This is a genomic window from Xanthomonas sp. NCPPB 3761, from assembly GCF_041475705.2.
In the GTDB taxonomy this organism is placed as follows: Bacteria; Pseudomonadota; Gammaproteobacteria; order Xanthomonadales; family Xanthomonadaceae; genus Xanthomonas; species Xanthomonas phaseoli.
The window spans coordinates 2,403,347-2,428,139 of record NZ_CM191262.1 but is presented as its reverse complement, the minus strand read 5'-3'; the positions used below and the strand labels follow the sequence as shown (position 1 = coordinate 2,428,139).

Genomic DNA, 24,793 nt, shown 5'->3' with positions numbered 1-24,793 from the left:
TGCAGCGGTGCCTTGCTGCGACGGGTCGCCTGACACCCGTGTGCTGAGTTTCCTACGTGCCAACGACGCAACCGTCGCTGCAAGGCAGTCTGATTGGCAGCCTGTGGCGGCGGCACGTCGATGACCCCGCTGCCGATGTGCGCCTGGCACCTTTGGCCGATACGCAGCACCAATCTTTCGCTGCAGCGCGAATTGGCTGTTCGTCAGCACCGAGCAGAACGGACGAAGGCGTGCTTGCGCACGCCTTCGTTGACCGCTTGATCTGCAGCACGCCAGCGGCAGCGCCACCGATCCCGCATTGCCGGGCTCAGGCCTTACAGCGCTTCGATGATGCCCGCAGCGCCCATGCCGGTGCCGATGCACATGGTGACCATGCCGTACTTCTGCTGGCGACGGCGCAGGCCATGCACCAGCGTGGCAGCACGGATCGCGCCGGTGGCGCCCAGTGGGTGGCCGAGGGCGATTGCGCCGCCCAATGGATTGACCTTGGATGGGTCCAGCTCGCTGTCGCGGATCACGGCCAAGGCCTGTGCGGCGAAGGCTTCATTGAGTTCGATCCAGTCCAGCTGGTCCTTGGTCAGCCCGGCTTGCTTGAGCGCCTTGGGGATGGCGGCGATCGGGCCGATGCCCATGACTTCCGGGCGCACGCCGGCCACCGAGAAGCTGACAAAACGCGCAAGCGGGGTGAGGCCGTAATCCTTGATCGCCTGCTCGGAGGCCAGCAGTACCGCACCGGCGCCATCGCTCATCTGCGAGGAATTGCCGGCGGTGACGCTGCCGCCGAACTGGCCGTTGCGGAACACCGGGCGCAACTTGGCCAGGCCCTCGAGCGAGCTGTCCGGACGCGGGCCTTCGTCGGTGTCGACCAGGCGCTTGCGCAGGGCGATCACATTGCCGGCCAGGTCGGGCTGGTGCGAGTGGATTTCGTACGGGCTGATTTCGTCGCGGAACTCGCCGGCGGCAATCGCCGCGATCGCTTTCTGGTGCGAGGCCAGCGCGAACGCATCCTGGTCTTCGCGCGACACCTTCCACTCTTCTGCGACCTTCTCGGCAGTGATGCCCATGCCGTAGGCAATGGCCACATGGTCGTCGGCGAACACGCTTGGCGACATCGCCACCTTGTTGCCCATCATCGGCACCATCGACATCGACTCGGTGCCGCCGGCCAGCATCAGGTCGGCATTGCCCAGCCGGATCTGGTCGGCGGCCATGGCAATGGCCTGGATGCCGGACGAACAGAAGCGGTTGATGGTCTGGCCGGCCACCGAATTGGGCAGGCCCGCCAGCAACACGCCGATGCGTGCCACGTTCATGCCTTGCTCGCCTTCGGGCATGGCGCAGCCGATGATGGCATCGTCGATGCGCGAGGTATCGATGCCCGGCGCCTGCGCGACTACCGCGCGCAGCACGTGCGCCAGCATGTCGTCTGGACGGGTATTGCGGAACACGCCCTTCGGCGCCTTGCCGACCGGCGTACGCGTGGCGGCAACGATGTAGGCTTCTTGGATCTGCTTGCTCATTTGGCTATCTCCGATAGCCGGGAATGGGGAGTGGGGAATCGGGAATCGCAAGTGCGGATTCGCCTGAGTTCGCCATCTTCATCACCCGGCAGATAATTGGGAGAAGCGGGGAGTCGGTTGGGCTTTTACCCATTCCCGATTCCCCACTCCCGATTCTCAGTTCCTGAGTGGCTTGCCGGTCTTGAGCATGTGCCCAATCCGCGCCTGGGTCTTTTCCTGCTGGGCCAGTTCGACGAAGTGCTTGCGCTCCAGCTTCAGCAGCCACTCTTCGTCGACCAGTGCGCCGCGATCGACTTCGCCACCGCAGACCACCGTGGCGATGCGGCTGGCGATTTCGTAGTCGTATTCGCTGATGAAGCGGCCTTCCAGCATGTTGACCAGCAGCATCTTGAAGGTGGCGATGCCGACGTCGCCGGCGACCTGGATGCGGCGTGCCGGCAGCGGCGCGCGGTAGCCGCCCTCTGCCAGTGCGCGCGCTTCGGCCTTGGCGATGTGCAGGCTTTCGTAGCTGTTGAACACCACCTTGTCGGTGGCGCGCAGCAGGCCCAGTTCCTTGGCATTGACGGCTGAGTTGGAGACCTTGGCCATTGCCACGGTCTCGAAGGTCTTCTTCAGCTCGGCAAACACATCGCCGCCCGGACCTGCGGCGATCGAGGCACGCACCGCGATTTCCTTCAAACCACCACCGGCCGGCAGCAGGCCGACGCCGGCTTCGACCAGGCCGATGTAGCTCTCCAGCGAGGCCACGGTCTTGGCACTGTGCATCTGGAATTCGCAGCCGCCGCCCAGCGCCAGGCCACGCACGGCCGAGATCACCGGTACCTGTGCATACTTGATGCGCTGGCTGGTGGCCTGGAAATTGGCGACCAGGGCTTCGAACGCATCCACCTTGCCGGCCTGCAGCAAGCCCAGGGCGCCGGCCAGATCGGCACCGGCCGAGAAGGGCTCCTTCTGCTGCCAGATCACCAGACCGGCGAAATCCTTCTCCGCGCGGCCCACCACTTCCTGCAGGCCGTTGAGCACATGGTCGGAGACGGTGTTCATCTTGGTCTTGAAGCTAACCACCGCGATGTCGTCGCCGTCGTGCCACATGCGCACGCCGTCGTTTTCGAACACCGTCTCGCCCGGCGAGAACTGCTCGCCCAGCAGTGGATCGGGGAAGCGCTGGCGCTTGTACACCGAAAGCGACGAGCGCGGCAGCTTGGCGTCATGCGCCGGGCTGTACGAGCCTTCGGCGCCATGCACGCCATCGCGACCGTCGAACACCCAGTTCGGCAGCGGCGCGCTGCTCATGCTCTTGCCGTTGGAGATGTCTTCGGCAATCCACTGCGCCACCTGCTTCCAGCCCGCGGCCTGCCAGGTTTCGAACGGGCCCAGCGACCAGCCGTAGCCCCAGCGGATGGCCAGATCCACGTCGCGTGCGGTCTCGGCGATATCGGCCAAGTGGTAGGCGCTGTAGTGGAATAGGTCGCGGAAGGTGGCCCACAGGAACTGCGCCTGCGGGTGCTGGCTTTCGCGCAGCTTGGCGAACTTCTCGGCCGGGTTCTTGATCTTGAGGATCTCGACCACTTCCGGCGCGGCGGCCCGGTCAGCCGGACGGTAGTCCTGCTTCTCCAGGTCGACCACCACGATGTCCTTGCCGACCTTGCGGAAGATGCCGGCACCGACCTTCTGGCCCAGCGCGCCCTTGGCGATCAGCGCATCCAGCCACTTGGGTGATTTGAAGTACTGGTGCCACGGATCGTCGGGCAGGGTGTCGCCCATGGTCTTGATGACGTGCGCCATGGTGTCCAGGCCGACCACATCGGAGGTGCGATAGGTGGCCGACTTCGGGCGGCCGACCAGCGGGCCGGTCAGCGCATCGACTTCGTCGAAGCCCAGGCCGAATTCCTGCGTGTGGTGGATGGTGGACAGGATCGAGAACACGCCGATGCGGTTGCCGATGAAGTTCGGCGTGTCCTTGGCATACACCACGCCCTTGCCGAGCGTGGTGACCAGAAAGCTTTCCAGTCCTTCCAGCACCGCCTTGTCGGTGCCCTTGGCCGGAATCAGTTCGGCCAGGTGCATGTAGCGCGGCGGGTTGAAGAAGTGCACGCCGCAGAAACGGTGGCGCAGCTGCTCGGGCAGCACGTCGGAGAGCTTGTTGATGCCCAGGCCGGAAGTGTTGGACGCCAGCACGGCATGATCGGCCACGAACGGGGCGATCTTTTTGTACAGGTCCTGCTTCCAGTCCATGCGTTCGGCGATCGCTTCGATGATCAGGTCGCAGTCGCGCAACTGTTCCAGGCCACTCTCATAGTTGGCCGGCGTAATCGCCTCTGCCAGCGCCTTGCTGGCGAGCGGGGCGGGACTCAGCTTGCCGAGATTGGCGATCGCCTTGAGTACGATGCCGTCTTGCGGGCCTTCCTTGGCGGGCAGGTCGAACAACACGGTGTCGACACCGGCATTCGTGAGGTGCGCAGCGATCTGCGCACCCATGACGCCGGCACCGAGCACGGCGGCGCGACGGACTAGCAACGGGTTGGACATAGCGGTAGGCCTCTTGTGGAACGTTTACGGTGTGGAATGAGCGCGGAACCCGGGTTCCGCGAAACGAATGAGTTCGCGCGCCGCGCGCGCACGATGGTCGGCCTCGCTGACGCCCGCCGGCCGCTTGATGAGCCCGAAATCGGCCATGGCATAGGTCAATGCGCCGGCCAGGAAGTCCAGCCGCCAGTACAGCTCTTCCTTGCTCAAGCCCGGCACGCAGCCGGCGATGGCCTTGCCGAATTCGCGCAGCACATGCCCGTAGTGATCGGACAGGAACTTGCGCAGGTTGTCGTTCTTTTCTGCGTAAGCGCGCGCAATCACACGTACGAACGCGCCGCCGTTCTGGCGGTCCTGTGCCATGGCCAACGCCGGCTCGACGAAGGCAGCGAGCACGGCCGTGAGCTCGCCGGGCTGCGATTTCTTCGCCAGTTCCAGCTGCTGCAGGCGCGCGGCGGTCATTTCGTCCATGCGGCGGCGGAACACCTCGTTGACCAGGTTTTCCTTGGAGCCGAAGTGATAGTTGACCGCTGCGATATTGACGTCGGCCTGCGTGGTGAGCTGGCGCAGCGACGTGCCGGCGAACCCGTGCTGGGCGAACAGCTCCTCGGCCGCACCGAGAATGCGGTCCTTGGTGGAGAAGTGGGCGGGCTTGGGCATGCGCGAAGACAGGACTCAATCAAACGATTGTTTGAGTCTACGGGCTCGCCTGCAGGCTGGTCATGTCGCAACGCAGCACGATTCAGGGGGCGGTGTGCAAACGAATCGTTGACGAGATAGAATTGACCATCGCAAAGAAGCCTAAGCCCGCGTTTTGTCGCGGGTTTTTTTCATGATAACCTCGGGCCTTCAGTGGCCCGCCCAACGGAGAACTTCCCATGGCGCTGGAGCGCACCCTGTCCATCATCAAGCCCGACGCCGTTGCCAAGAACGTCATCGGCGAAATCTACAGCCGCTTCGAGAAGGCTGGCCTGAAGGTCGTGGCCGCCAAGTACAAGCAGCTGTCGCGTCGTGAGGCCGAAGGCTTCTACGCCGTGCATCGCGAGCGTCCGTTCTTCAACGCCCTGGTCGAGTTCATGATTTCCGGCCCGGTGATGATCCAGGCGCTGGAAGGCGAGAACGCCGTTGCCGTACACCGTGACCTGCTGGGCGCGACCAATCCCAAGGACGCTGCGCCGGGTACCATCCGCGCCGATTTCGCGGATTCAATCGATGCCAATGCCGCCCATGGCTCTGACTCGGTCGAGAACGCTGCCAACGAAGTCGCGTATTTCTTTGCTGCCACCGAAGTGGTCTCGCGCTGAGGCCGAGTGAGTCGAATCGTGAATGAGGTCGTGATCCCCTCCGTGCTGCAGGACGTTCCCGTCCCCGCATCGCCGGTGCGCAAGCAGAACCTGCTCGACCTCGATCGCGAGGGTTTGGAGCGCTTCTTCGCCGACACGCTCGGCGAGGCGCGCTACCGTGCCCATCAGGTGATGAAGTGGATCCACCATCGCTACGTCACCGATTTCGACCAGATGACCGACCTCGGCAAGGCGCTGCGTGCGAAGTTGCACCAGCACGCCGAGGTCCTGGTCCCGAACGTGGTGTTCGATAAACCTTCGGCTGACGGCACTCACAAATGGCTGTTGGCCATGGGGGCCGACGGCAAGAACGCCATCGAGACCGTATATATCCCCGACAAGGGCCGCGGCACGCTGTGCGTGTCCTCCCAGGTCGGCTGCGGCTTGAACTGCACCTTTTGTTCGACCGCCACCCAGGGCTTCAACCGCAACCTCACCACGGCCGAAATCATCGGTCAGGTGTGGGTCGCGGCGCGCCACCTGGGTAATGTGCCGCACCAGCAGCGCCGGCTCACCAATGTGGTGATGATGGGCATGGGCGAGCCGCTGATGAATTTCGATAACGTCGTGCGCGCGATGAGCGTGATGCGCGACGATCTTGGCTACGGGCTGGCCAGCAAGCGGGTCACGCTGTCGACCTCCGGCCTGGTGCCGATGATCGATCGGCTTTCCACCGAAAGCGACGTCTCGCTGGCGGTCTCGCTGCACGCGGCGAGCGACGCGCTGCGCGAGAGCCTGGTGCCATTGAACAAGAAATACCCGATCGCCGAGCTGATGGAGTCGTGCGCGCGCTATCTGCGCGGCAACAAGAAGCGCGATTCGGTGACCTTCGAATATACGTTGATGAAAGGCATCAACGACCAGCCGGAGCATGCGCGCCAGTTGGCCAGGCTGATGCGGCAGTTCGACAATGCCGTGCAGTCCAAGGACGCCGGCAAGGTCAATCTGATTCCGTTCAACCCGTTTCCTGGCACGCGCTATGAGCGCTCGGGCGAGACCGAGATTCGCGCGTTCCAGAAGATCCTGCTCGATGCGCAGGTGTTGACGATGGTTCGCCGCACCCGCGGCGACGACATCGACGCCGCATGCGGGCAGCTCAAGGGGCAGGTCATGGACCGTACCCGTCGCCAGGCGGAGTTCCGCCGCACATTGGAAGGGCAGGCCGATCGAGATGCGGCAGCGTGAACTTGCGTTAATGGCGGCCGTGGCGATCGCGCTGAGCGCGGTCGGTTGCGGTGGTCGCAATGCCAAGGCCGGCTCGGCCAAGAGCGTGGAAGAAGTCGCCCCGGTGTACTCCTTCCGCGACGACAAGGCCACCAAGAATCGCCTGGCTGTCCAGGAGAAATTAGGTCTGGCGCGCAACCGGCTGCAGACCGGCGATTACGCCAGCGCCGAAGAGCAGGTGCGCGCCGCCTTGAGAAAAGACCCGCAGTCGGTGGATGCGATCGGTCTGCTGGCCCTGATTCAGGGCGCCAGGGGCGATACGGCGGCGGCTGGTGCGTCGTATCGGCAGGCCGCAGACCTCGCGCCGCAACGCGGCGACGTGCTGAATAACTATGGTGCCTGGTTGTGCGCCAATGGCTCGCCTGCTGAAGCGTTGACCTGGTTCGATCGCGCACTGGCCGACCGCACATATGCCTCGCCTGCGTCTGCCTTGGGCAATGCGGGCGGTTGCGCGCTCAAGGCAGGACAGCCTGAGCGCGCAGCGGGCGATCTGCGCAAAGCGCTCGATCTCGATCCAAATAATCCGTATGCGCTCGAGTCGATGGCACGGCTGGAAGCCGGGCGCCGCAATTATTTCGAAGCCCGCGCTTTTATCGAACGCCGCCTTGCGGCTGCACCGGCAACTGCTTCCGTGTTACAACTCGCCATTCAGATTGAGCAAGGGCTAGGCGACAAGGTAGCTGCCGGCCGTTATCAACAGCGGTTGGTCAAGGAATTCCCTGACGCAGCGACCGCTACTCCCGGGGCCAGTGCATTGTGATCAGTGATTCCAATCCGAACCTTTTCGAGCAGGAAAAGGGCTGCGGACAGAACTTGCGCGAAGCGCGCGAGGCAGCAGGTCTGAGTGTGGACGAAGTGGCCGGCAAGCTACGCATGCCGGCACGTGTTGTGCACGCGTTGGAGCAGGAGGACTGGCAGCGGCTGGGCGCACCGGTGTTCGTGCGCGGGCAGCTGCGCAGCTATGCGCGCCTGTTGCAGGTCGATCTGGAGCCGCTGTTGCAGCAGGCCACCATTGCGCCGATCGAGCCGGTCAAGCTGGTCAGTCACACGCATACGCCGCGTGCACGGCGCATTCTCGAAAGCACCGCGCGCAAGGCCATGTATGTGGTCATTACCGGTGTATTTGCGGTGCCGGTCTGGTATGCGACGCGCTCGCATCTGGATGGCAAGGCGCCAAGCACGGTGTCCTTGGACAGCATGCCCGAGGCCGCAAAGTCCGCTGCACCAGGCAATCCAGCAACGCAGCCGGCCGCCGCGCCGCGCGAGCAGCCGGCGCCATATATCGCGTCGATGACCCCGGTGCCGCGTGCGACCGGCGATGCCCAGGCGCCAGCGGCGGCAGTTGCTCCCGGCGGCAGTTTGTCGCTGAGTTTCAGCGGCGACAGTTGGGTGCAGATCCTGGCACCGGATGGCAGTGCGGTCGAAAAAGCCCTGATACGTGCCGGTGAACAACGCACGTATTCGCCCGGTCAGGTGGGGCGCATCGTGCTGGGTAATGCCTCGGCGGTACAGGTTCAGCAAGGCGGCAGTATCGTCGACGTGAAACCGTTCCAGCGCGCTAACGTGGCCCGTTTTGCGGTATCCTCCGACGGCTCCGTGGTACCTGCTTCCGAGTGAAGCGGACTGCGGTTTTTCATTTATCCCTTTTGATGTTCCGCGCCTCCGGGATGACGGAGCGAGAGTACGCATGGCGATCGACGATCTGCTGGACGAACACGAACAAGGCGAACGCGTTCGTTCCTGGTTGAGAAAGAATGGCGCGGGTCTGGTGGGCGGCGTCCTGCTTGGTCTGGCACTGATCCTGGGCTGGCAGTGGTGGCAGACGCGCACCGACACCGCGTTGGTCGAGGCCAATGGCCGCTACGAGGCGGTGGTGAAGTCGATTCAGGCCAAGGACCTGGACAAGGCCGCCAAGGACATCGTGGCCCTGGACGACGGCAAGGGCGGTATTTACGCCGAGCTGGCGGCATTGCGGCTGGCCAAGGCCCAGGTCGATGCCGGCAAGAACGCCGAGGCGATCAAGACCTTGCGTGACGTGCCGGCCGAAGGCGAGCTCAAGCAGATCGTGCAGCAGCGCCTGGCGCGCGTGCTGACTGAAAGCGGCAAGCCCGACGAAGCGATCAAGCTGCTGGCCGATGCGCAGGACCACGCCAGCCTGGAGATTCGTGCAGACGCATTGGTCGCGCAGGGCAAGCCGGATGAGGCGCGAGCGCTGTACACCCGCGCCCTGACCACGGTGGATGTGGCCTCGCCGCAACGCCGTTTGCTGGAAACCAAGCTGATGGATGTGGGCGGCAAGGTGCCCGATCCGGCGGAGCAGATTTGATGAAGCAGGTTGATATGTACAAGCGCGTTGCGTTGATTGCCGTGATGGGTGTGTCGCTGGCTGGCTGCAGCACCGTCAAGGGCTGGTTCGCCGGGAAGGATGCTGCTGCGAAGAAGGCGCAGGAACCTGCCGAGCTGGTGAAGTTCGAGCCGTCGGTCAAGGTCGAGAAGATTTGGTCTGCCGGCGTCGGCAAGGGTGAAGGGCATATCGGCGTCCGTCAGCGCCCGGCCGTGGCCGATGGCAAGGTGTATGCAGCGGCGATCACCGGTGGCGTGGAGGCGCTCGACCTGCAGACCGGCAAGCGCGTCTGGGAATACAAGCCCAAGAAGGAAGAGCGTAACGACCGCAAGTTCAAGCAGCGTCTGTCCGGTGGTCCCGGTGTAGGCGAAGGCCTGGTGGTGATCGGTAGCCTGTCCGGTGATGTGATCGCCTTGAACCAGGCCGACGGCACTGAGAAGTGGCGTGCCAAGGTGCCGAACGAAGTGATCGCTGCGCCGGCCATTGCACAGAACCTGGTGCTGGTGCGAAGCAACGACGGTCGCGTGACCGCGTTCGATGCCGCAACCGGCGAGCGTCGCTGGTTTCATGCCGAAGAAGGCCCGACCTTGTCCGTTCGCGGCAACGCGCCGATCGTGACCGGGCCGGGCGTGGTGTTCGTCGGTAACGACAGCGGCACCTTGAGTGCGCTGGCGCTGCAGGACGGTCGCCCGTTGTGGGAGCAGGCCATCGGCGTGCCGGAAGGCCGTACCGAGCTGGAGCGCATGTCCGATGTGGATGGTGCGCCGGTGCTGGATGGCACCACGCTGTACGCGACCAGCTTCAAGAATGAAACCCTCGCGCTGGAAGGCCCGAGCGGCCGTCCGCTGTGGACGCGCGATCACGGCGGCGCCGGTGGCGTTGGAGTGTCGTCGGCCGTGGTGGTGGTGTCCGACAATGCCGGCTCGGTGTGGGGCCTGGACAAGAGCAGCGGTGCGGCGATGTGGTCGCAGGCTGCGTTGGCGCGCCGTTCGCTCACCGGTGTGGCCATCCAGGGCGATTACGCCGTGGTCGGCGACTACAAGGGCTATCTGCACTGGCTGAAACTCAGCGACGGAGCCCTGGCCGCGCGCGCACGTGCTGGACGCGATACGCTGCTGGCGCAGCCGCAGGTGGTCGACGGCATTTTGCTGGTACAAAACACCGACGGCGATCTCACCGCCTTCCGGTTGGCACAATAAGGACCTTGCGATGCTGCCCCTGGTCGCCCTGGTTGGACGGCCCAATGTCGGCAAGTCCACCATCTTCAATGCGCTGACGCGCACCCGTGACGCGCTGGTCCACGACCAGCCCGGCGTCACCCGCGACCGTAACTACGGGGTCTGCCGTCTCGACGAGCAGCAGCCCTTCATCGTCGTCGATACCGGTGGTATCGCCGGCGATGAGGAAGGTCTTGCTGGAGCCACGGCGCGCCAGGCACGCGCCGCCGCCGGCGAAGCCGATCTGGTGCTGTTTGTGGTCGATGGCCGCGAGGGCGCGTCATCGCTCGATGACGAGATCCTGGCCTGGTTGCGCAAATTGGCGCGGCCGACCGTGCTGGTGATCAACAAGATCGACGGCACCGACGAAGAAACCGTGCGCTCGGAATTCGCGCGCTACGGCTTCTCCGACGTGGTGGCGTTGTCTGCCGCGCATCGCCAGGGCATCGACGAGTTGCTCGACGAGGTGGGTGCGCGGCTGCCCGAGGAAGGAGCCGGCGAGCTGCTGGACAACGACCCGGCACGCGTGCGGATCGCCTTCGTGGGCCGCCCGAATGTCGGCAAGTCGACCCTGGTCAATCGCCTGCTGGGCGAAGAACGCATGATCGCCTCGGAAGTGCCGGGCACCACGCGTGATTCGATTGCGGTGGACCTGGAGCGCGATGGCCGTCAGTACCGTCTGATCGATACCGCGGGCCTGCGCCGGCGCGGCAAGGTGGAAGAGGCGGTCGAGAAATTCAGCGCGTTCAAGACGCTGCAGGCGATCGAGCAATGCCAGGTCGCGGTGCTGATGCTGGACGCCACCGAAGGCGTAACCGACCAGGATGCGACGATTCTCGGCGCGATCCTGGATGCCGGCCGTGCGCTGGTGGTGGCGATCAACAAGTGGGACGGGCAAAGCGATTACCAGCGTGCGCAGGCCGAAGACCTGCTGTCGCGCAAGCTGGGCTTCGTCAATTGGGCAGAGGCGGTGCGGATTTCTGCATTGCACGGCTCGGGCATGCGCGAGCTGTTCTTGGCGATTCATCGCGCACATGCATCGGCCACGCATGAGTTCAGCACCAGCGAAGTGAACCAGGCGCTGGAAATCGCTTATGAGACCAACCCGCCGCCGAGCATTCGCGGGCATGTCTCCAAGCTGCGCTATGTGCACCCGGGCGGCGCGAATCCGCCGACCTTCATCGTGCATGGCACGCGCCTGAAGGTGTTGCCGGAGTCGTACAAGCGCTATCTGGAAAACTTCTTCCGCAAGCGTTTCAAGCTGGTTGGTACGCCGGTGCGTTTCATCTTCCGCGAGGGCGCCAACCCGTACGAGGGCAAGAAGAATCCGCTCTCAGATCGCCAGGTGGCCCGCAAGCGGCGCCTGATGCGGCATGTCAAAGGGAAGTAACGGCGTCCAGGCCGCCTGAGGCGTGATGTTCAGGCGGTTGGGAGGCGCGCAGATCGGTTGGGCTGTGCGGCTAGCTCGCCGCTTGCAGGCAGGGCTCTAAACGTTCTGTGCATGCTCCCGATCGTTCGATCGACACGTGAGGCAGTTCCTGCCGCGTGCAGGTGTTCGTTCTTGGCACGGGTGGCGCCGCGTGCAGGCGCATTCGAAGTTCGCTCGTGGCGCAACGCGTTGTCAAAGCCCATCTCCTGTTGCCGACGCGTGGCGCCGCCACCCTTCGCGTTGGCGATGCGCTGGTATCCTGCGCGGCATGACCGATTATCCTTCCCGTATTCCGTATGCGCAGGCGCTGCAGATTCTGCGCAGCGTCGCGGCCAGCAACCGTTCGCCCGATGAAAACATCGCCACCTCGCGTGCCGATGGGCGGATCTCTGCCGGCGACCTGATCGCACCGCTGGCGCTGCCGCCGTTTGCCAACAGCGCGATGGATGGCTTTGCACTGCGGCACGCCGATGTTGCTGGCGGCGATGCGTCGTTGCAGCTGGTTGGCGAACAGTTTGCCGGCGAGCGCTGGGCCGGCACACTGGGCGCCGGGCAATGCCTGCGTATCACCACCGGCGCGCCATTGCCCGATGGCGCCGATACCGTGATTGCCAAGGAAGATGCCGACGAACGCGACGGCATGGTGCGGTTTCAGACCACGCCTGCACCGGGTGCAGCGGTGCGCCTGGCCGGCAGCGACGTGCGTGCCGGCGACCTGGTGATCCAGGCCGGGCAGGTGCTGACGCCGGCGCGGATTGGCCTGGCGGCGGCACTTGGCGTGTCGCGCCTTGCGGTGGCGCCACGCCCGACCATTGCGGTACTGGCCACCGGCGATGAACTGATCGAGCCAGGCATGCCGCTCGGCCCCGGACAGATCTACAACAGCAACCGCGACATGCTGATGGCGCAGCTGCGTGCGCTTGGCTATGCGCCCACCGCCTGGCCGACCTTGCCGGACGACCCGCAGCGCATCCGCACCATGCTGGAAGATGCGGCCGCCGCGTTCGATGTGGTGATCACCTGCGGCGGCGTGTCTGCTGGTGAAAAGGATTATCTGCCGCGGCTGATCGGCGAATTGGGGTGCATTCATTTCTGGCGCGTGCGCATGCGCCCGGGAATGCCGGCGGTGTTGGGGCAGATTGGGCGCTGCCTGGTGCTTGGCCTGCCGGGCAACCCGGTCTCGGTGCTGGCAACGCTGATTGCCTATGGCGTGCCGTTGCTGGATGGATTGCAGGGGCGCAGCGAGCCGCGCCCGGTCTGGCATGCCGCGTTGGCAAGCCCATGGGACAAGCGCCACGAACGGCTGGAATTCCTGCGTGGGCGATTGGAATGCGGCGAAGATGGGCGTCTGACCGCGCTGCCGCACCGTGGCGATGCCTCGCATCTACTGCGTGGCGCGGCCGACAGCAATGCATTGATCGTGCTGCCCGAGCAGGCGCGGCGCTTCGAGGCTGGCGAGATCGTGCGGGTGATTCCGTACGCGTTGTGAGCGTGTGCTCGATCGCTGGCGCCCGGCAGAATGATGCGCGCATTGTTGGAGGGTCTTCGTGATGCGCAGCGTATGCGACGTGCGGGGTGCGGGGTGCGGGGTGCGGGTGCGACGCTTCAATATGCAGGATGATCGTCGGCTGCTTTTAAGCGTTTTGAGCGTGGCGTGGAAGCGAGTGCCTTAGAAAAGCCAACGCCTCGACATCGAGCGCCAATCGCACGATAACCGCTCTCCCGGTGGGGACGGGATGAGGGTAGGGCGGAAGACGCCATCCACGCCTAGCTCGCCGAACTGCTGAATGCAGCGATGCACCTCGTATTGCATCGGCGGCAAGCCAATCAGTCAGCCGACCGACAGCACACGCTGCTGCGAGCTTCGCTCAACCAACCGCACTGCCGCAGAACGCCGCGTAATCCGCGTAACCGCGAAATACCGCGCCAGGCGCACACACCGGGCAATGCGGGTCCGGCGGCAGGCGAATGTCGCGGAAGCGCATCGCCATTGCATCGAAACTGAGCAGGCGGCCAGTCAGGCCGTCTCCGATGCCGAGCAGCAACTTGAGCGCTTCGGTGGCTTGCAAGAGTCCGATTACCCCGGGCAGTACGCCGAGCACTCCGGCCTCGGCACAACTGGGCGCAAATTCCGGCGGCGGTGGTTCGGGAAACAGGCAGCGGTAGCAGGGCGCGTGACCACGGTGCCGGCCGGCATCAAATACGCTGACCTGTCCTTCGAACTGCTGCACGGCGCCGTAGACCAGTGGTCTAGCGAGTTTGACGCATGCATCGTTGAGCAAATACCGCGCGGGAAAATTGTCTGCGCCATCCACCACCACATCCACATCCTGCAGCAGCGCTTCGACATTGTCGGCTGTCACGCGCGTTTGTACCGCCTCGATGTGCACCCGCGGGTTGAGCGCGGTGATGCGCTGTGCGGCGGAGTCGACCTTTGCAGTGCCGACGCTGTCTTCGGTGTGCAGGATCTGACGTTGCAGGTTGCTGCGGTCCACCACGTCGTCGTCGGCAATGCGCAGATGCCCAACACCGGCTGCGGCGAGATAGAACGCTGCCGGCGAGCCTAGTCCGCCTGCGCCAATCAGCAACACCCGTGCGTGCGCCAGGCGCCGCTGTCCTTCCAGGCCAACCTGGGACAGACGCAGATGACGTGAATAACGCTCAAGAAAATCCTGCTCGTCCACCGGCAATGTCGGGCGTACCAACGGCAGGCCGGCGCTGGCCCATGCGCTGGTGCCACCGGCCACCGACGCCACGTGCGCATAGCCGTGCGCGCGCAAGATCGCGGCCGTGTGCGCTGAGCGTTTGCCGCTCTGGCAAATCAACACGATTGCGCGGGCTTGCTCCGGCAAATGGACTGCAGGCTCGGTTTCCAGGGAGCTCTGTTCGATCGCCAACGCGCCTTCGGCCTGGCCGCTGGCACGCTCATGCAGTTGCCGGATGTCGATCAGCAGGGCGCCATGCAGGGCGCGGGCACGGGCGTCGGCGGGAGAGATGTCGTGGCTGCTCATGTGGCCATTGTCGCGCAAACGCAGCAGCTGCGATGTGCAGTTGTGCCCACGACACGCACGCACCTCGCTGTTGATGAAAGGCGCGTCATGATCGTGGCGCGATGACGGACGCGATCACGCTGCAGTGCGAGCGTCACGGCTGTAATTTCGGCCTTGTTCAACACCGTCGCGCGGCTCGTGCGGCCCGGTTTGCCTGTCTTGCGCAGCGCGCCCAGCCGCATTGTCGCAGTGCCTGCCCCAGGAGGCCATCATGCTTGTTCCACCGCAGCAGGCGTCTGGCGCGCGGCGTGCCGTCACGTATCGGCCGCGGGGGTTTATGCATCGGACTTGCCCTGAATTGCGATGCGGCGGCGCAACAGGCCGCGGCCAACGCCGATGGCGCGACGCCGGCCACGTCCACGTTGGAGGCGGTGCAGGCCAAAGGCGTGCGCAGCAGCGTAAAGGCGTCATCGCGATCAAGCAATCGAACGCGGAAATCAGCGATTCCATCGTCGCCGAAGACATCGGCAAGCTGCCCGACAACAGCGTGGCTGCGGCCTTGCAACGCGTGACCGGCATGCAGGTGGCGCGCGCCGGTGGCGAAGTGGGCAGGTGCTGGTGCGCTGCTCGCCAATCGTCATCAAGACCCTGGTTTGCTGAGGCCACCCATCTGCTCGGCATCACGGCCAGCGATTATTTCGGTCAGCGGCCTGGTGATTTCCCGCGCGAGATCGCATCGCCCGAGCGGACTTGCACACTCGGTGTTCGCTTCCGTTTGTGATGCGGATAACGCGGTCTGAGCGCGGCGTTGGCATCAGGCTCACCGGCGGAGCGTTAGCGTGAGCACAGCAGAGGAGACCGTGATGACACCTGACATCGATGCACAATTGAAGCAGCTTGCCGAGGCCCTGCCGGACATGCGCAGTCGGCACCCGGACGACTTCTGGGATGTGTTCCGGGCCCGCTCCGAGAAAATCATCGGTGCGGCGCAATCGCAGGAGCAGGCGGCGCAGATCGTCAAACGTATCGACGAGATATTGGCCGCCAATCAGCTGGGGCCGGCTGATCCTGGAGCATGACGTGGCTGCTGGCCAGATGCAGTAAGCCTGAGCATATGCCGTGATTTCGACGTTGCGGCGCTGCAATGCGCGCTTCCCGCTGGGCGACTGTGCCTTGATGCGGAACAGACCGGTTCGCGGTGCGCATGCACAGCCACTGTACTGCCAGTGCGGCGATTGCAGCACGGCATGCACGTATAGCGGCTGGACAACGATCCCCGCGCCTTTATCCGCGGCGCACTGCTGGTCGCCCCCGTGAGGCATGCGATGTAGGGCCAACGCGTGGATCACAGGCGCGCAGCTGCATCGATTCAGGCTTGAATACCCTCACACATTACAGCGTTCCTTGGCATCAGCACCAAGAGCAGCAAATCAGTCGTCACGCTACATCGCAGGTGAGCGCCGAGTTGATGCGGCGCGGTACTTGATCAGCGATTTCAAGGTTGGAGAAAACGGCAGCTGCGTGACCTTCATAAAATGTGACGATGCGTTGCGCTGCAGCAGGCGCCCTTCGCCAGCTCTCGACGCTGGCGCGACGATCGAGTCACGCAGTCAGGCCCAGCATCGAGCGACATCATCCAGCTGGAGACCTCCATGAACACACGTCGCCCGATCATTCTTGTCCTGGCCCTGTGCATTGGCGTCGGCCTATCTGCGCAGGCACAGAACCAGGTACAGCCTGCAATGCCCGCCGGTCCGCAAACCAAAGGAGCAGCGACCCCGAGCGAGGACGAGCGCGAAGCGCTCGGCATGCTGAGTGCCATCAACACCAGCGAAATCAACGCGGCAAATCTGGCATTGCAGAAGCAGGTGCAAGGCGGCGCGCGCGACTACGCCACGCGCATGATCAAGGAACACACGGACAACAACCAGAAGATCGCCAAGTGGCAACCGGATACCTCCGCCGCGGGTGCAAAGCTGCAGATGACGAAGGGCAAGGCGGAGTTGGCGAAGCTGCAGGAGCTGGACGGTCCTGCGTTCGAAACGGCCTATATCACCGCGATGGTGAAAGACCACACCGATGCATTGACGGCGCTCGACAAGAAGCTGATCCCGCAGGCGAAGACACCGCCGGTGCTCGAACACCTGCAGACAACGCGCCATCACGTCGCCGATCATCTGAGCAGTGCCAAGGAATTGCAGGCCGCCGGCAAGAATGCCGGAGCCCGCTAAGCCATGGCTGCATTACCGATCGATCCGGTACGCACCGACGATGACGGCACGCACATCGTGCGCAGCATGACCATCCGTGCCGAACCTCATCAGATACTGGATGCCTGGTGCGATGCCAAGGTGCAGCAACGCGTGTTAGAGGGCGCCGCCGAGCTGGTCTCCGGCGACGGCCACGCGTCCCGCTGGAAGCTGCATGCGCCATTGCATCAGGAGCTGACAGTGAACTTGCGCCGCGCAGATGCGCGGCTGGGTGAATCGGTGCGCTACGACGCCGACGGCGAACATGGTCTGCAGCTCACCATCGTCCTGCAGGTGCACCGTGCGCACGGACGCGAAGCCAGCGAAGCGACGCTCAGCCTGCACTATGCGGTCGAAGGCGTGCTGGCGCAGGTGTTGACCAAGCTGGTGAATCCCGCTCCGTACGTGTTGGCCGGCAAGGGGCTGCGGCGACTGCGCGCTTGGCTGGAAGCCGGCGAGGTGCCGACCTTGTTGCATAACCCATCGGCGCGGACATCGGCGCACGCGCATTCGTGAGGAGGGCTTTTTGTGCGAGCACTTTGCTGGAATGGCGTCAACGCTTTGCGCGTGGAAACCGTGCCCGACCCGGTACTGGTCAACCCCCGCGATGCGATCCTGAAAGTTGGGCTTACCACCACCTGCGGCTCTGATCTGCACTTTATCGACGGCTATCTGCCGACCATGCGCGAGGGCGATGTCATCGGCCACGAGTTCATGGGAACGGTGGTGGAAGTAGGCCCCGGGGTGAAGAACGTACGTGTGGGCCAGCGCGTGGTGGTGCCGTCGTTTATTTCCTGTGGCGGTTGCTGGCATTGCCAGCGCAAGGAATTTTCGTTGTGCGACAACACCAACCCCAACTGGGAAATGCAGGAGCCGTTGCTTGGGCATGCAACCGCCGGAATTTACGGCTATACGCACGCCTTTGGCGGCTACGCAGGTTCGCACGCAACCTACATTCGCGTGCCGCACGCGGATGTGGGGTGTTTCGAGGTGCCCGATGGTGTGTCCGATGAGGATGCGCTGTTTCTCTCGGATGCCGGGCCGACTGGCTTCATGGGTGCAGATTTTTGCGATATCCAGCCCGGCGACACGGTGGCGGTATGGGGGTGCGGTGGCGTGGGGCTGATGGCCCAGCAGAGTGCACGTATCTTGGGCGCAGCGCGCGTGATCGGCATCGACCGCTTGCCGGAGCGGTTGGCAATGGCGCGCGATGTGTTGGGTGTGGAAGTGATCGATTATTCGACGGTCGACAGCGTGGTGGATGTCCTGCGCGAAATGACCGGTGGGCGTGGCCCGGATGCCTGTATCGATGCGGTCGGCATGGAGGCGCATGGCACCGGCAACGGTCATGCCTACGATCGGGTCAAGCAGGCTTTGCACTTGCACACCGATCGCGGCCAGGCGCTACGCGAGGCGATTCTGGCCTGCCGCAAGGGCGGCATCCTGTCGATACTGGGCGTCTACGGGGTGATGGACAAGTTTCCGCTGGGTGCGGTGATGAACAAGGGACTGACGGTGCGGACTGCGCAGCAACATGGGCAGCGTTATGTGCCCAAGTTGCTGGAACTGGCACAGGCCGGGCGTTTGAAATCCGACTTTCTGCTGACCCACAAGATGCCGCTGGAAGACGCTGTGCGGGGCTACGACATGTTCAAGCACAAGCACGATGGTTGCGTGCGTGCAGGGTTTGTCCCTTAGCGGCAGAGACTCTCGCAGTACTGCGTTCACTGAGTGCGCTGCGAGCGCGGCGGGGAATCGCTCGACATCTGGCGCGCGTAACGTGTGCATGATACGTGCGCACTGCCGGTTGCATCGCGAGTTTTTCCAGGCTCGAGCGTTTTGCAAGTATGTGCGCCATGCCTGAACCTGGGGCACGTTCTGCGGCAGGGTCTTTTCAGGGCTCAGCGGTGCTTGCCGTCTGCGTCGGTCACCCCGGGAATGGGTTGGGCGTCGGGAAAATGTGCACGCAATGCATCCACACCCTCTTGTGGCTTTGCCAGCGGCACAAGATCTTGACGGTTGGCGCGGCGCTCTGCGGTGGACACCGAAACGGCCTGATCGCGTTGCGCAATCAACGCTTGCTGCAGCTCGCCATCGCGATTGAACGACCATGCCAGCATCGGCTCGCCCAGCGGCAAGGTGTCGCCGGGCGCGGTGCCCTTGCGCGAATGCCAGGTGTGCCAGGTCTTGCCGTAGCTGTTGATCTTGCTGCGCATCAGTTCCTTCTCTGCGATATGCGGCAGGTTGGGCGCAGAGAGCTGGCCGGAAAGAATTTCGCCGTTGTGCGGATGCCAAAAGTTGCGCTCGTGTGCCGGCAGCTGCGCAAACAAGCTCTCCGAGATGATGTATTCGATGCCGGTGAGGTTGGCGCGGTCGGTGTTGCCGTCGTAGAGCGCGCATTGCGCAAGATCTTCATTGACCTGCTGGCAATAGTGATGCGCCTCCATTTGCTCATCTGGTGCATCCTTCATCGGATGGAAGCCGACCAGATAGATGTCCAGCTTGCCGACCGGGCCGCTGGGCTGCAGGACCTTCGCGCCGGCTTCCAGCACATTGGTCTTGGGAGTTTCCGGTGCGCCGGGCGGGGTGACCGACGGCGGGCTGCGCGAGCAACTGGCGCAGAGCGCAAGGCCGATCAACAGAGCTGAATGTCGCATGGCAATTCCCGTCAATGCGTGTGCTTCAGGCTAAGAGCGCGGATGGTGTGCCAGGCGTGAGCGCGGGCTGGGGCACGTCGTGAAGCTTCACCTCGCTTGAGCATCTGCTTAATGACGCGGCGGTCATGCTGTCGCACCACGGAAGCGGCCACTTGCCCCATGTCAGCTACCTCACGCAAGATCGCGACGTTCAACGTCAATGGTATTACCAGCCGTTTGCCGCATCTGCTGGAATGGCTGCAGCGCGAGCAGCCGGACATCGTGGGCCTGCAGGAATTGAAATCGACGCAGGCCGCATTTCCGGAGCAGGCGATCCGCGATGCGGGGTACGGTGTGATTTGGCAGGGCGAGAAGTCCTGGAATGGCGTGGCCTTGCTCGCGCGGGGAACCGAACCAGTGGAAATTCGTCGCGGGTTGCCCTGGGATCCGCGCGACACGCAAAGCCGCTACCTGGAGGCGGCGATTCATGGCGTGGTGGTGGCCTGCCTGTATTTGCCTAACGGCAACCCGCAGCCCGGGCCGAAGTTCGACTACAAGCTTGCATGGTTCGAGCGCCTGATCCGGCACGCGAAAACGCTGGTGGACCTGCCGCATCCGGTGGCGCTGATCGGCGACTTCAATGTAGTGCCCACCGATGCGGATATCTACGACCCCAAGGGCTGGCGCAAGGATGCCTTGCTGCAGCCGGAGAGCCGGGCGGCCTACCAGACCCTGCTAGCACAGGGCTGGACCGACAGCCTGCTGGCAATCCATGGCCAGACGCCGATCTATACATTCTGGGATTACTTCCGTCAGCACTTTGCGCGCGACCGTGGGTTGCGCATCGACCATCTGCTGCTCAATCGCACGCTGGCGCCCGGCCTGCAGGACGCCGGCGTCCACAAGTGGGTACGTGCGCTGGAAAAGGCCAGCGATCATGCACCCACCTGGATCAGCGTGCGCGTGCCGGATGCCACCACTGAAGCAGCGGCCGATGCCAGGCTCATTGCCAACGTGCGCAAGCCGGGCGCAGCGAAAAAGGCGGCCTTGCCCAAGGCATCCGCCAAGAAGACGCTCGGTGGCACGGCAAAAAAGGCGGTCAAGAAAGTCGTTGCGAAGAAGGGCACAGCTGGATCGGCAAAACCACGCAAGTCGGTGAGAATACCAGCTGACTAGCTCAGCCGGCCGGCTGGCTGAAGGTCACGCAGCCTGTCTACGCTGCGCGTTCCAGCTTGCGGCGCTTGATCCGCTGCAATGCGTAGCCGGTCAGGGCCGTCAGCAGGATCAGCACGTTGCTGACGATAAATACCGCGTTGCCAACAAGATAGCTGTAGAGGATGAACAACACCGAGGCACTGATCTGGCCGAGGAACAACCAGCGCGAGACGCCCTGCGCGGCATCGGAGCGCCATTGTTTGTAGATCTGCCGGATCAAGGTGGCAATCAGGATGATGCTGGCGAGCCAGCCCACGACGTCGACGAATTGCATGCGTGCAGTTGCTCAAGGAAGGCCTGCAACCTAGCAGCGCACACTGTCTGCATACCGTTCGAGCAGCTTCAAGCGTAGTGCTCAGGGATGCCCAACACATGGCGGATAGACATACGCCGCCGCAACGGCCGCGCCTGTACCTGCTGCGCCAGGGGCCGGTATCCTAGCCGGGTCATCCATTTGTCGGCACCGTCCTGCACATGATCAGCTATGCCGAAGCACTCGCGCTGGTCCATGCGCACGTCGCAACCCTCGCCAGCGAGTGGGTGGCAAGCGCCGATGCCGAGGGCCGCGTGCTCGCCGACGCCTTGTCGAGCCAGGCAGAGTTGCCGCCCTTCGACAACAGCGCAATGGATGGGTTTGCACTGGCGACCGCGGGCATTGGTGCGTTGGCAGACAGCGAGCACGTGGTGAGCGGTACCGTTGCGGCAGGGCAGGATGCCGGTGCGACCGCGATCGGTGCAGCCTGGGAAATCATGACCGGCGCCGGCGTGCCCCCCGGTGCCGATGCGGTGGTGCCGATCGAGCAAGTGCAGATCCTCGAACACGATGGCGGGCGCCCCAGCCGCATCCGCCTGCATCAGCCGGTGCGTGCGGGCCAGCACATCCGCCGTCGCGGCGAAGACGTGCGCTTGCACGATCGCGTGATCGACGCCGGCACCGTACTGCGCGGTGCGCATCTGATGCTGCTCGCCGGCCTGGGCTGCGCGCATGTGCAGGTGGTGCGGCGGCCGCGCGTGGCCGTGATTGCCACGGGACGCGAGTTGATCGGCGACCCCGCACAACCCCTGCAGCCGGGGCAGATCCGCGATGGCACCAGCAGTTATCTGCTGGCTCAGTTGCGTGCCGCCGGCGCCGATGTCGTGTGGCGCGGGCAGGTGGGCGATGACGATGCTGCCTTCGATGCGGCACTGGCCCAGGCCCGCCATGCCGGTGCCGATCTCATCCTGAGCACCGGCGCCGTTTCGCGCGGTCGTTACGATTTCATCCCGGATGCGTTGGCGCGCCACGCTGCCGAAGTGCTGTTTCATAAGGTCGCGGTGCGACCGGGCAAACCGGTGCTGCTTGCACGCTTTAGCGATGGCACGCTGTATATGGGCTTGCCCGGCAACCCGATGGCCAGTGCGGCCGGGCTGCGCTTTTTCGTCGAGCCGGCATTGCGCGGTTTGTTGGGCATGCCGGTTGAGCGTGGGTTGCGCGTCGCGTTAGAGGCGCCGATGCAGGCCCGGCCGATCTGGCGGCAGCATCTGCGGGCACGGCTGCTGTGCAGCGTGGCCGGCGAGTTGTCGGTGCAGATCCTGCCGCAGCAAGAGTCTTTTCGTGTGGCGCCGTTGCTGCAGGCCAACGTCTGGGCAGTGCTGGAGCCGCAGGACGAAGGCGCCGCAGCGAGCACGCATGCCGAGGTCTTCGGCTTGGGCCATCTGCAATCGGCCGCGCCGGCCATCGCGCCATGAACCTGCCTGTGCGTGCCATCCATCCTGGGGCTGTTGCATGACGCTGCTGCGGCCGTGGACGGGCGTGGTGCTGGCCGGTGGACGTTCGTCGCGCATGGGGCAGGACAAGGCGTTGCTGCCCTGGCATGGGCGCCCGTTGCTGGAACGGATGCAGGCGTTGCTACGCCGGGCCGGTGCGCAGCACGTGGTGGTCAGCGGCAACCGGCCCGAGTACGCCGGCATTGCCGACCTCCAGCCCGATCTGGGCCCACTCGGCGGGCTGGCCAGCGTAATCGCGGTCGCGGACGACGCGACCACGCTGGTGGTGGTGCCTGTGGATATGCCGCTGTTGTCGGCCGCATTGCTGGGCAAGCTGCTGGCGCCGTCGCAGCACCGCTGTGTGGCCTTCGAGGACCAGATGCTGCCGATGTGCCTGCGCCTGGATGCCAGCGTGCGCGAGGCGTTGGCGGTGTTGATGGCGGGCGCTGCATCGTCACGCTCGCTGCGCGCCTTGCAGCATTCACTGCAGTGCCATCGCGTGACTGTCACTGCCAGCGAACGCGCTGCGTTCGTCAATTGCAACACGCCCGAGCAATGGAGCCGGCTGATCCATGAAAATCCAGATTGAAGGCCAACATCTGCGCTTTCGTATCGACGAAGACGAGCTGGCCAACCTGCTGGCCGGGCGCAGCGTCGACAATCTCAGCCGGTTGCCGAGCGGGCAAGGCGCACGATTGGTCAGACACAGCGTGAGCCTCACCGGCGGTCACGCCGCGTGCAATTGCGCGACCGATCATTGGCAACTGGCGATCCCGCGCGATGCGCTGGAGGAACACGCACGCCAGTTACCGCGCCGCGACGGGCTTCAGTTCAGTTTCGATGCGGGCGCTGGGCATGCCGAGGCGATGACCTTGCAGGTCACCTTCGACGTGGATGTGCGCGACAGCACGCGCAAGCGATTGTCGCGGGAGTGATGACCTGAGGCGTCGGTCCTTGCCGGGCGGACCTGCGCGCCATCACTTGCGCTAGAGTGCGGCCGAGCGGTCGAGGCCGCATTTTCGCGAGGACGCAACGCATGCAAGACGTTCAGCACCGGCCGGCTTGTACCCCCGCACGGCACGCATCGCATGGTGGGGCTGTTGGCTGCACGGCACGTTGTCACTGCATCGGTTGCGAACGCTCCGCGGAGCGCTGCTGAGCATGCCGCGCGTGCGCGCGGCCGTCATACGCAGGCAGCCCACCTCTGAGGTCGGCAAGGCGCGCCGTGCGCCGGCCGATACCCGCCGCATCGCCGACATTGTTCCCAATACCGTGTGCTCGCTGCTGGGCCTGGTCGAAGATCGCGGGCACGCGCCGGAGCGGCTGTGCAAGGGGTTGGGATTCACCGACCGCGACCTGCACGACCGGGATCTGCTGCTGTCTTACCAGCAGGTGCGTGCGCTGATCCTGCGCGCACGCCGGTTGCTGGAGGAGCCGGCGATGGGCCTGGCGGCCGGCATGCGGCAACGGCCAGTGTCCTGGGGCCTGACCGGGCTGGCCATGCTCACCTGCGAAACCTTCGGCGAAGCGATCGCCTATGGCCTGGGGCATCAGCACGAAGCCGGAGCGATGATGCAGCACCTGTTCGCACAGCAAGGCCCCGAAGCCTCCATCGAACTGGTGCCGCACGTGTTCGACCTGGAGATCGAGCCTTACCTCATCGAGGAAGCCTTCGCCGGCGCCCTCAATGTCAGTCGCTGCATGCTGGGGCCGGACATCCGACCGCGTGCGGTGGAACTGGCCTTCGCGCGATCGGCCCCGCTGGAGATCTATACGCGCTTTTTCCGCTGCCCGGTGCGGTTTGGCGCCGGCCGCAACAGGATGACGCTCGATGCCAAGTGGCTGGCCGCGCGGCTGCCGGGCTACGACCGCACCACCTGCGGGCTGTTGCGGCAACAATTGGAGACGCTGATCAAGCGGCCGCCGTCGCGCAATGAATTGGTCGAATCGATCGCACTGCGGCTGCGCAGCGATGCCGAGCGTGCGCCGCGGCAGCCCGAGCTTGCCCGCCAGGCCAATTGCAGCGAGCGCACGCTGCGGCGTCGGCTCGGCGCGCAGCAGGTCGGCTACCGGGCGCTGCGCGATGCCGCTCGCTACGAGCGCGCGCAGGATCTGCTGCGCAATTCGCAATTGACTGTCGCCGAGGTGGCGCAAGCGGTCGGCTACGCCGATGCACGGGCGTTTCGGCGTGCCTTTCAACGCTGGTCTGGCCGTTCGCCCGGACAGGCGCGCGGGTCGCGATGAGCCGATCAAGGCGTGCGGGGAGTCGGGACGACATGCGTGGCGGTGTCCTATGGGAGCTTCGGAATCCGCCAGCAGTGCTCCGCCACATGCCGGCAACGGAAGTGGTGACA

General features: G+C 64.5%; 23 protein-coding genes and 1 pseudogene. 18 read left to right on the top strand and 6 right to left on the bottom strand.

Features of this window, described 5'->3' with window-relative positions:
* Positions 1-314: 314 nt before the first annotated feature.
* The 3 genes from ACCQ00_RS10685 to ACCQ00_RS10675 form a co-directional block, all read right to left on the bottom strand.
* Entirely contained in the window at positions 315-1,520 is a 1,206-nt protein-coding gene (locus tag ACCQ00_RS10685) for an acetyl-CoA C-acyltransferase (protein ID WP_003482893.1), read from the bottom strand.
* A gap of 156 nt (positions 1,521-1,676) precedes the next feature.
* Positions 1,677-4,049 (bottom strand): 3-hydroxyacyl-CoA dehydrogenase/enoyl-CoA hydratase family protein, encoded by a 2,373-nt coding sequence (locus ACCQ00_RS10680; RefSeq protein WP_039569838.1) that lies wholly within the window; start codon positions 4,047-4,049, stop codon positions 1,677-1,679.
* 24 nt (positions 4,050-4,073) lie between these two features.
* Positions 4,074-4,706 carry a TetR/AcrR family transcriptional regulator gene (locus ACCQ00_RS10675; RefSeq protein ID WP_039569836.1) on the bottom strand — a complete coding sequence of 211 codons (633 nt, stop codon included), beginning with the start codon at positions 4,704-4,706 and terminating at the stop codon, positions 4,074-4,076.
* A 218-nt stretch (positions 4,707-4,924) separates the two neighbouring features.
* Here ACCQ00_RS10675 and ndk point away from each other — a divergent pair, with 218 nt between their 5' ends.
* The 8 genes from ndk (at position 4,925) to ACCQ00_RS10635 (ending at position 13,092) form a co-directional block, all read left to right on the top strand.
* Positions 4,925-5,350 (top strand): nucleoside-diphosphate kinase, encoded by a 426-nt coding sequence (gene ndk, locus ACCQ00_RS10670; protein WP_039569834.1) that lies wholly within the window; start codon positions 4,925-4,927, stop codon positions 5,348-5,350.
* Positions 5,351-5,368: 18 nt separating this feature from the next.
* Positions 5,369-6,574: a dual-specificity RNA methyltransferase RlmN gene (gene rlmN / locus ACCQ00_RS10665; RefSeq protein WP_017172769.1), complete on the top strand. Its 1,206-nt coding sequence runs from the start codon at positions 5,369-5,371 to the stop codon at positions 6,572-6,574.
* Between the two features lie 10 nt (positions 6,575-6,584).
* On the top strand, positions 6,585-7,373 hold the full coding sequence (pilW, locus tag ACCQ00_RS10660) for a type IV pilus biogenesis/stability protein PilW (protein WP_039569832.1): 789 nt from the start codon (positions 6,585-6,587) through the stop codon (positions 7,371-7,373).
* Positions 7,370-8,230: a helix-turn-helix domain-containing protein gene (locus tag ACCQ00_RS10655; RefSeq protein WP_039569831.1), complete on the top strand. Its 861-nt coding sequence runs from the start codon at positions 7,370-7,372 to the stop codon at positions 8,228-8,230. The genes pilW and ACCQ00_RS10655 overlap by 4 nt, the downstream gene beginning before the upstream one ends.
* Before the next feature lie 70 nt (positions 8,231-8,300).
* Entirely contained in the window at positions 8,301-8,939 is a 639-nt protein-coding gene (locus tag ACCQ00_RS10650; RefSeq protein WP_039569829.1) for a YfgM family protein, read from the top strand.
* The gene (bamB, locus tag ACCQ00_RS10645) at positions 8,939-10,156 is read left to right on the top strand and encodes an outer membrane protein assembly factor BamB (protein WP_017158303.1); all 1,218 of its coding nucleotides are present in this window, start codon (positions 8,939-8,941) and stop codon (positions 10,154-10,156) included. Before ACCQ00_RS10650 ends, bamB begins: the two co-directional genes overlap by 1 nt.
* Before the next feature lie 10 nt (positions 10,157-10,166).
* Complete coding sequence (der, locus tag ACCQ00_RS10640; protein WP_017158302.1) at positions 10,167-11,564, top strand: ribosome biogenesis GTPase Der; 1,398 nt, start codon at positions 10,167-10,169, stop codon at positions 11,562-11,564.
* Between the two features lie 307 nt (positions 11,565-11,871).
* Positions 11,872-13,092, top strand: coding sequence for a molybdopterin molybdotransferase MoeA (locus ACCQ00_RS10635; protein ID WP_039584015.1), 1,221 nt, complete (start codon positions 11,872-11,874; stop codon positions 13,090-13,092).
* 379 nt (positions 13,093-13,471) lie between these two features.
* On the opposite strand, the gene moeB is transcribed toward ACCQ00_RS10635, so the two are convergent.
* The gene (gene moeB / locus ACCQ00_RS10630) at positions 13,472-14,677 is read right to left on the bottom strand and encodes a molybdopterin-synthase adenylyltransferase MoeB (RefSeq protein ID WP_180301698.1); all 1,206 of its coding nucleotides are present in this window, start codon (positions 14,675-14,677) and stop codon (positions 13,472-13,474) included.
* A 187-nt stretch (positions 14,678-14,864) separates the two neighbouring features.
* Here moeB and ACCQ00_RS10625 point away from each other — a divergent pair.
* The 5 genes and pseudogenes from ACCQ00_RS10625 to ACCQ00_RS10605 all read left to right on the top strand — a co-directional run.
* Positions 14,865-15,244, top strand: a pseudogene (locus ACCQ00_RS10625) (TonB-dependent receptor); the annotation flags it as partial.
* Between the two features lie 212 nt (positions 15,245-15,456).
* Positions 15,457-15,672, top strand: coding sequence for a hypothetical protein (locus ACCQ00_RS10620; protein WP_039569875.1), 216 nt, complete (start codon positions 15,457-15,459; stop codon positions 15,670-15,672).
* A 573-nt stretch (positions 15,673-16,245) separates the two neighbouring features.
* Positions 16,246-16,824, top strand: a complete 579-nt coding sequence (locus ACCQ00_RS10615) for a DUF4142 domain-containing protein (protein ID WP_039569827.1) — start codon at positions 16,246-16,248, stop codon at positions 16,822-16,824.
* A gap of 3 nt (positions 16,825-16,827) precedes the next feature.
* Positions 16,828-17,358 carry an SRPBCC family protein gene (locus ACCQ00_RS10610; RefSeq protein ID WP_039569825.1) on the top strand — a complete coding sequence of 177 codons (531 nt, stop codon included), beginning with the start codon at positions 16,828-16,830 and terminating at the stop codon, positions 17,356-17,358.
* 12 nt (positions 17,359-17,370) lie between these two features.
* Positions 17,371-18,540, top strand: a complete 1,170-nt coding sequence (locus ACCQ00_RS10605; RefSeq protein ID WP_039569824.1) for a zinc-dependent alcohol dehydrogenase — start codon at positions 17,371-17,373, stop codon at positions 18,538-18,540.
* A gap of 203 nt (positions 18,541-18,743) precedes the next feature.
* Here the strand turns inward: ACCQ00_RS10605 and ACCQ00_RS10600 are convergent, their stop codons facing one another.
* Positions 18,744-19,514, bottom strand: a complete 771-nt coding sequence (locus tag ACCQ00_RS10600) for an OBAP family protein (RefSeq protein WP_372354132.1) — start codon at positions 19,512-19,514, stop codon at positions 18,744-18,746.
* 144 nt (positions 19,515-19,658) lie between these two features.
* On the opposite strand from ACCQ00_RS10600, the gene xth reads away from it, so the two are divergent.
* Positions 19,659-20,654 (top strand): exodeoxyribonuclease III, encoded by a 996-nt coding sequence (gene xth, locus ACCQ00_RS10595; protein WP_039569821.1) that lies wholly within the window; start codon positions 19,659-19,661, stop codon positions 20,652-20,654.
* 37 nt (positions 20,655-20,691) lie between these two features.
* Here xth and ACCQ00_RS10590 read toward each other — a convergent pair whose 3' ends face one another.
* On the bottom strand, positions 20,692-20,967 hold the full coding sequence (locus tag ACCQ00_RS10590) for a PQ-loop domain-containing transporter (RefSeq protein ID WP_039569819.1): 276 nt from the start codon (positions 20,965-20,967) through the stop codon (positions 20,692-20,694).
* A gap of 200 nt (positions 20,968-21,167) precedes the next feature.
* Here ACCQ00_RS10590 and ACCQ00_RS10585 point away from each other — a divergent pair, with 200 nt between their 5' ends.
* From ACCQ00_RS10585 to ACCQ00_RS10570, 4 genes are all read left to right on the top strand, one after another.
* The gene (locus tag ACCQ00_RS10585) at positions 21,168-22,421 is read left to right on the top strand and encodes a molybdopterin molybdotransferase MoeA (RefSeq protein ID WP_039569817.1); all 1,254 of its coding nucleotides are present in this window, start codon (positions 21,168-21,170) and stop codon (positions 22,419-22,421) included.
* A gap of 37 nt (positions 22,422-22,458) precedes the next feature.
* Complete coding sequence (mobA, locus tag ACCQ00_RS10580) at positions 22,459-23,028, top strand: molybdenum cofactor guanylyltransferase (protein WP_007970069.1); 570 nt, start codon at positions 22,459-22,461, stop codon at positions 23,026-23,028.
* A complete protein-coding gene (locus tag ACCQ00_RS10575) occupies positions 23,012-23,374 on the top strand; it encodes a hypothetical protein (protein ID WP_007963788.1) in 363 nt (120 codons plus the stop codon). The genes mobA and ACCQ00_RS10575 overlap by 17 nt, the downstream gene beginning before the upstream one ends.
* Positions 23,375-23,600: 226 nt before the next feature.
* Positions 23,601-24,683, top strand: coding sequence for an AraC family transcriptional regulator (locus tag ACCQ00_RS10570; protein WP_039569812.1), 1,083 nt, complete (start codon positions 23,601-23,603; stop codon positions 24,681-24,683).
* Positions 24,684-24,793: the final 110 nt, after the last annotated feature.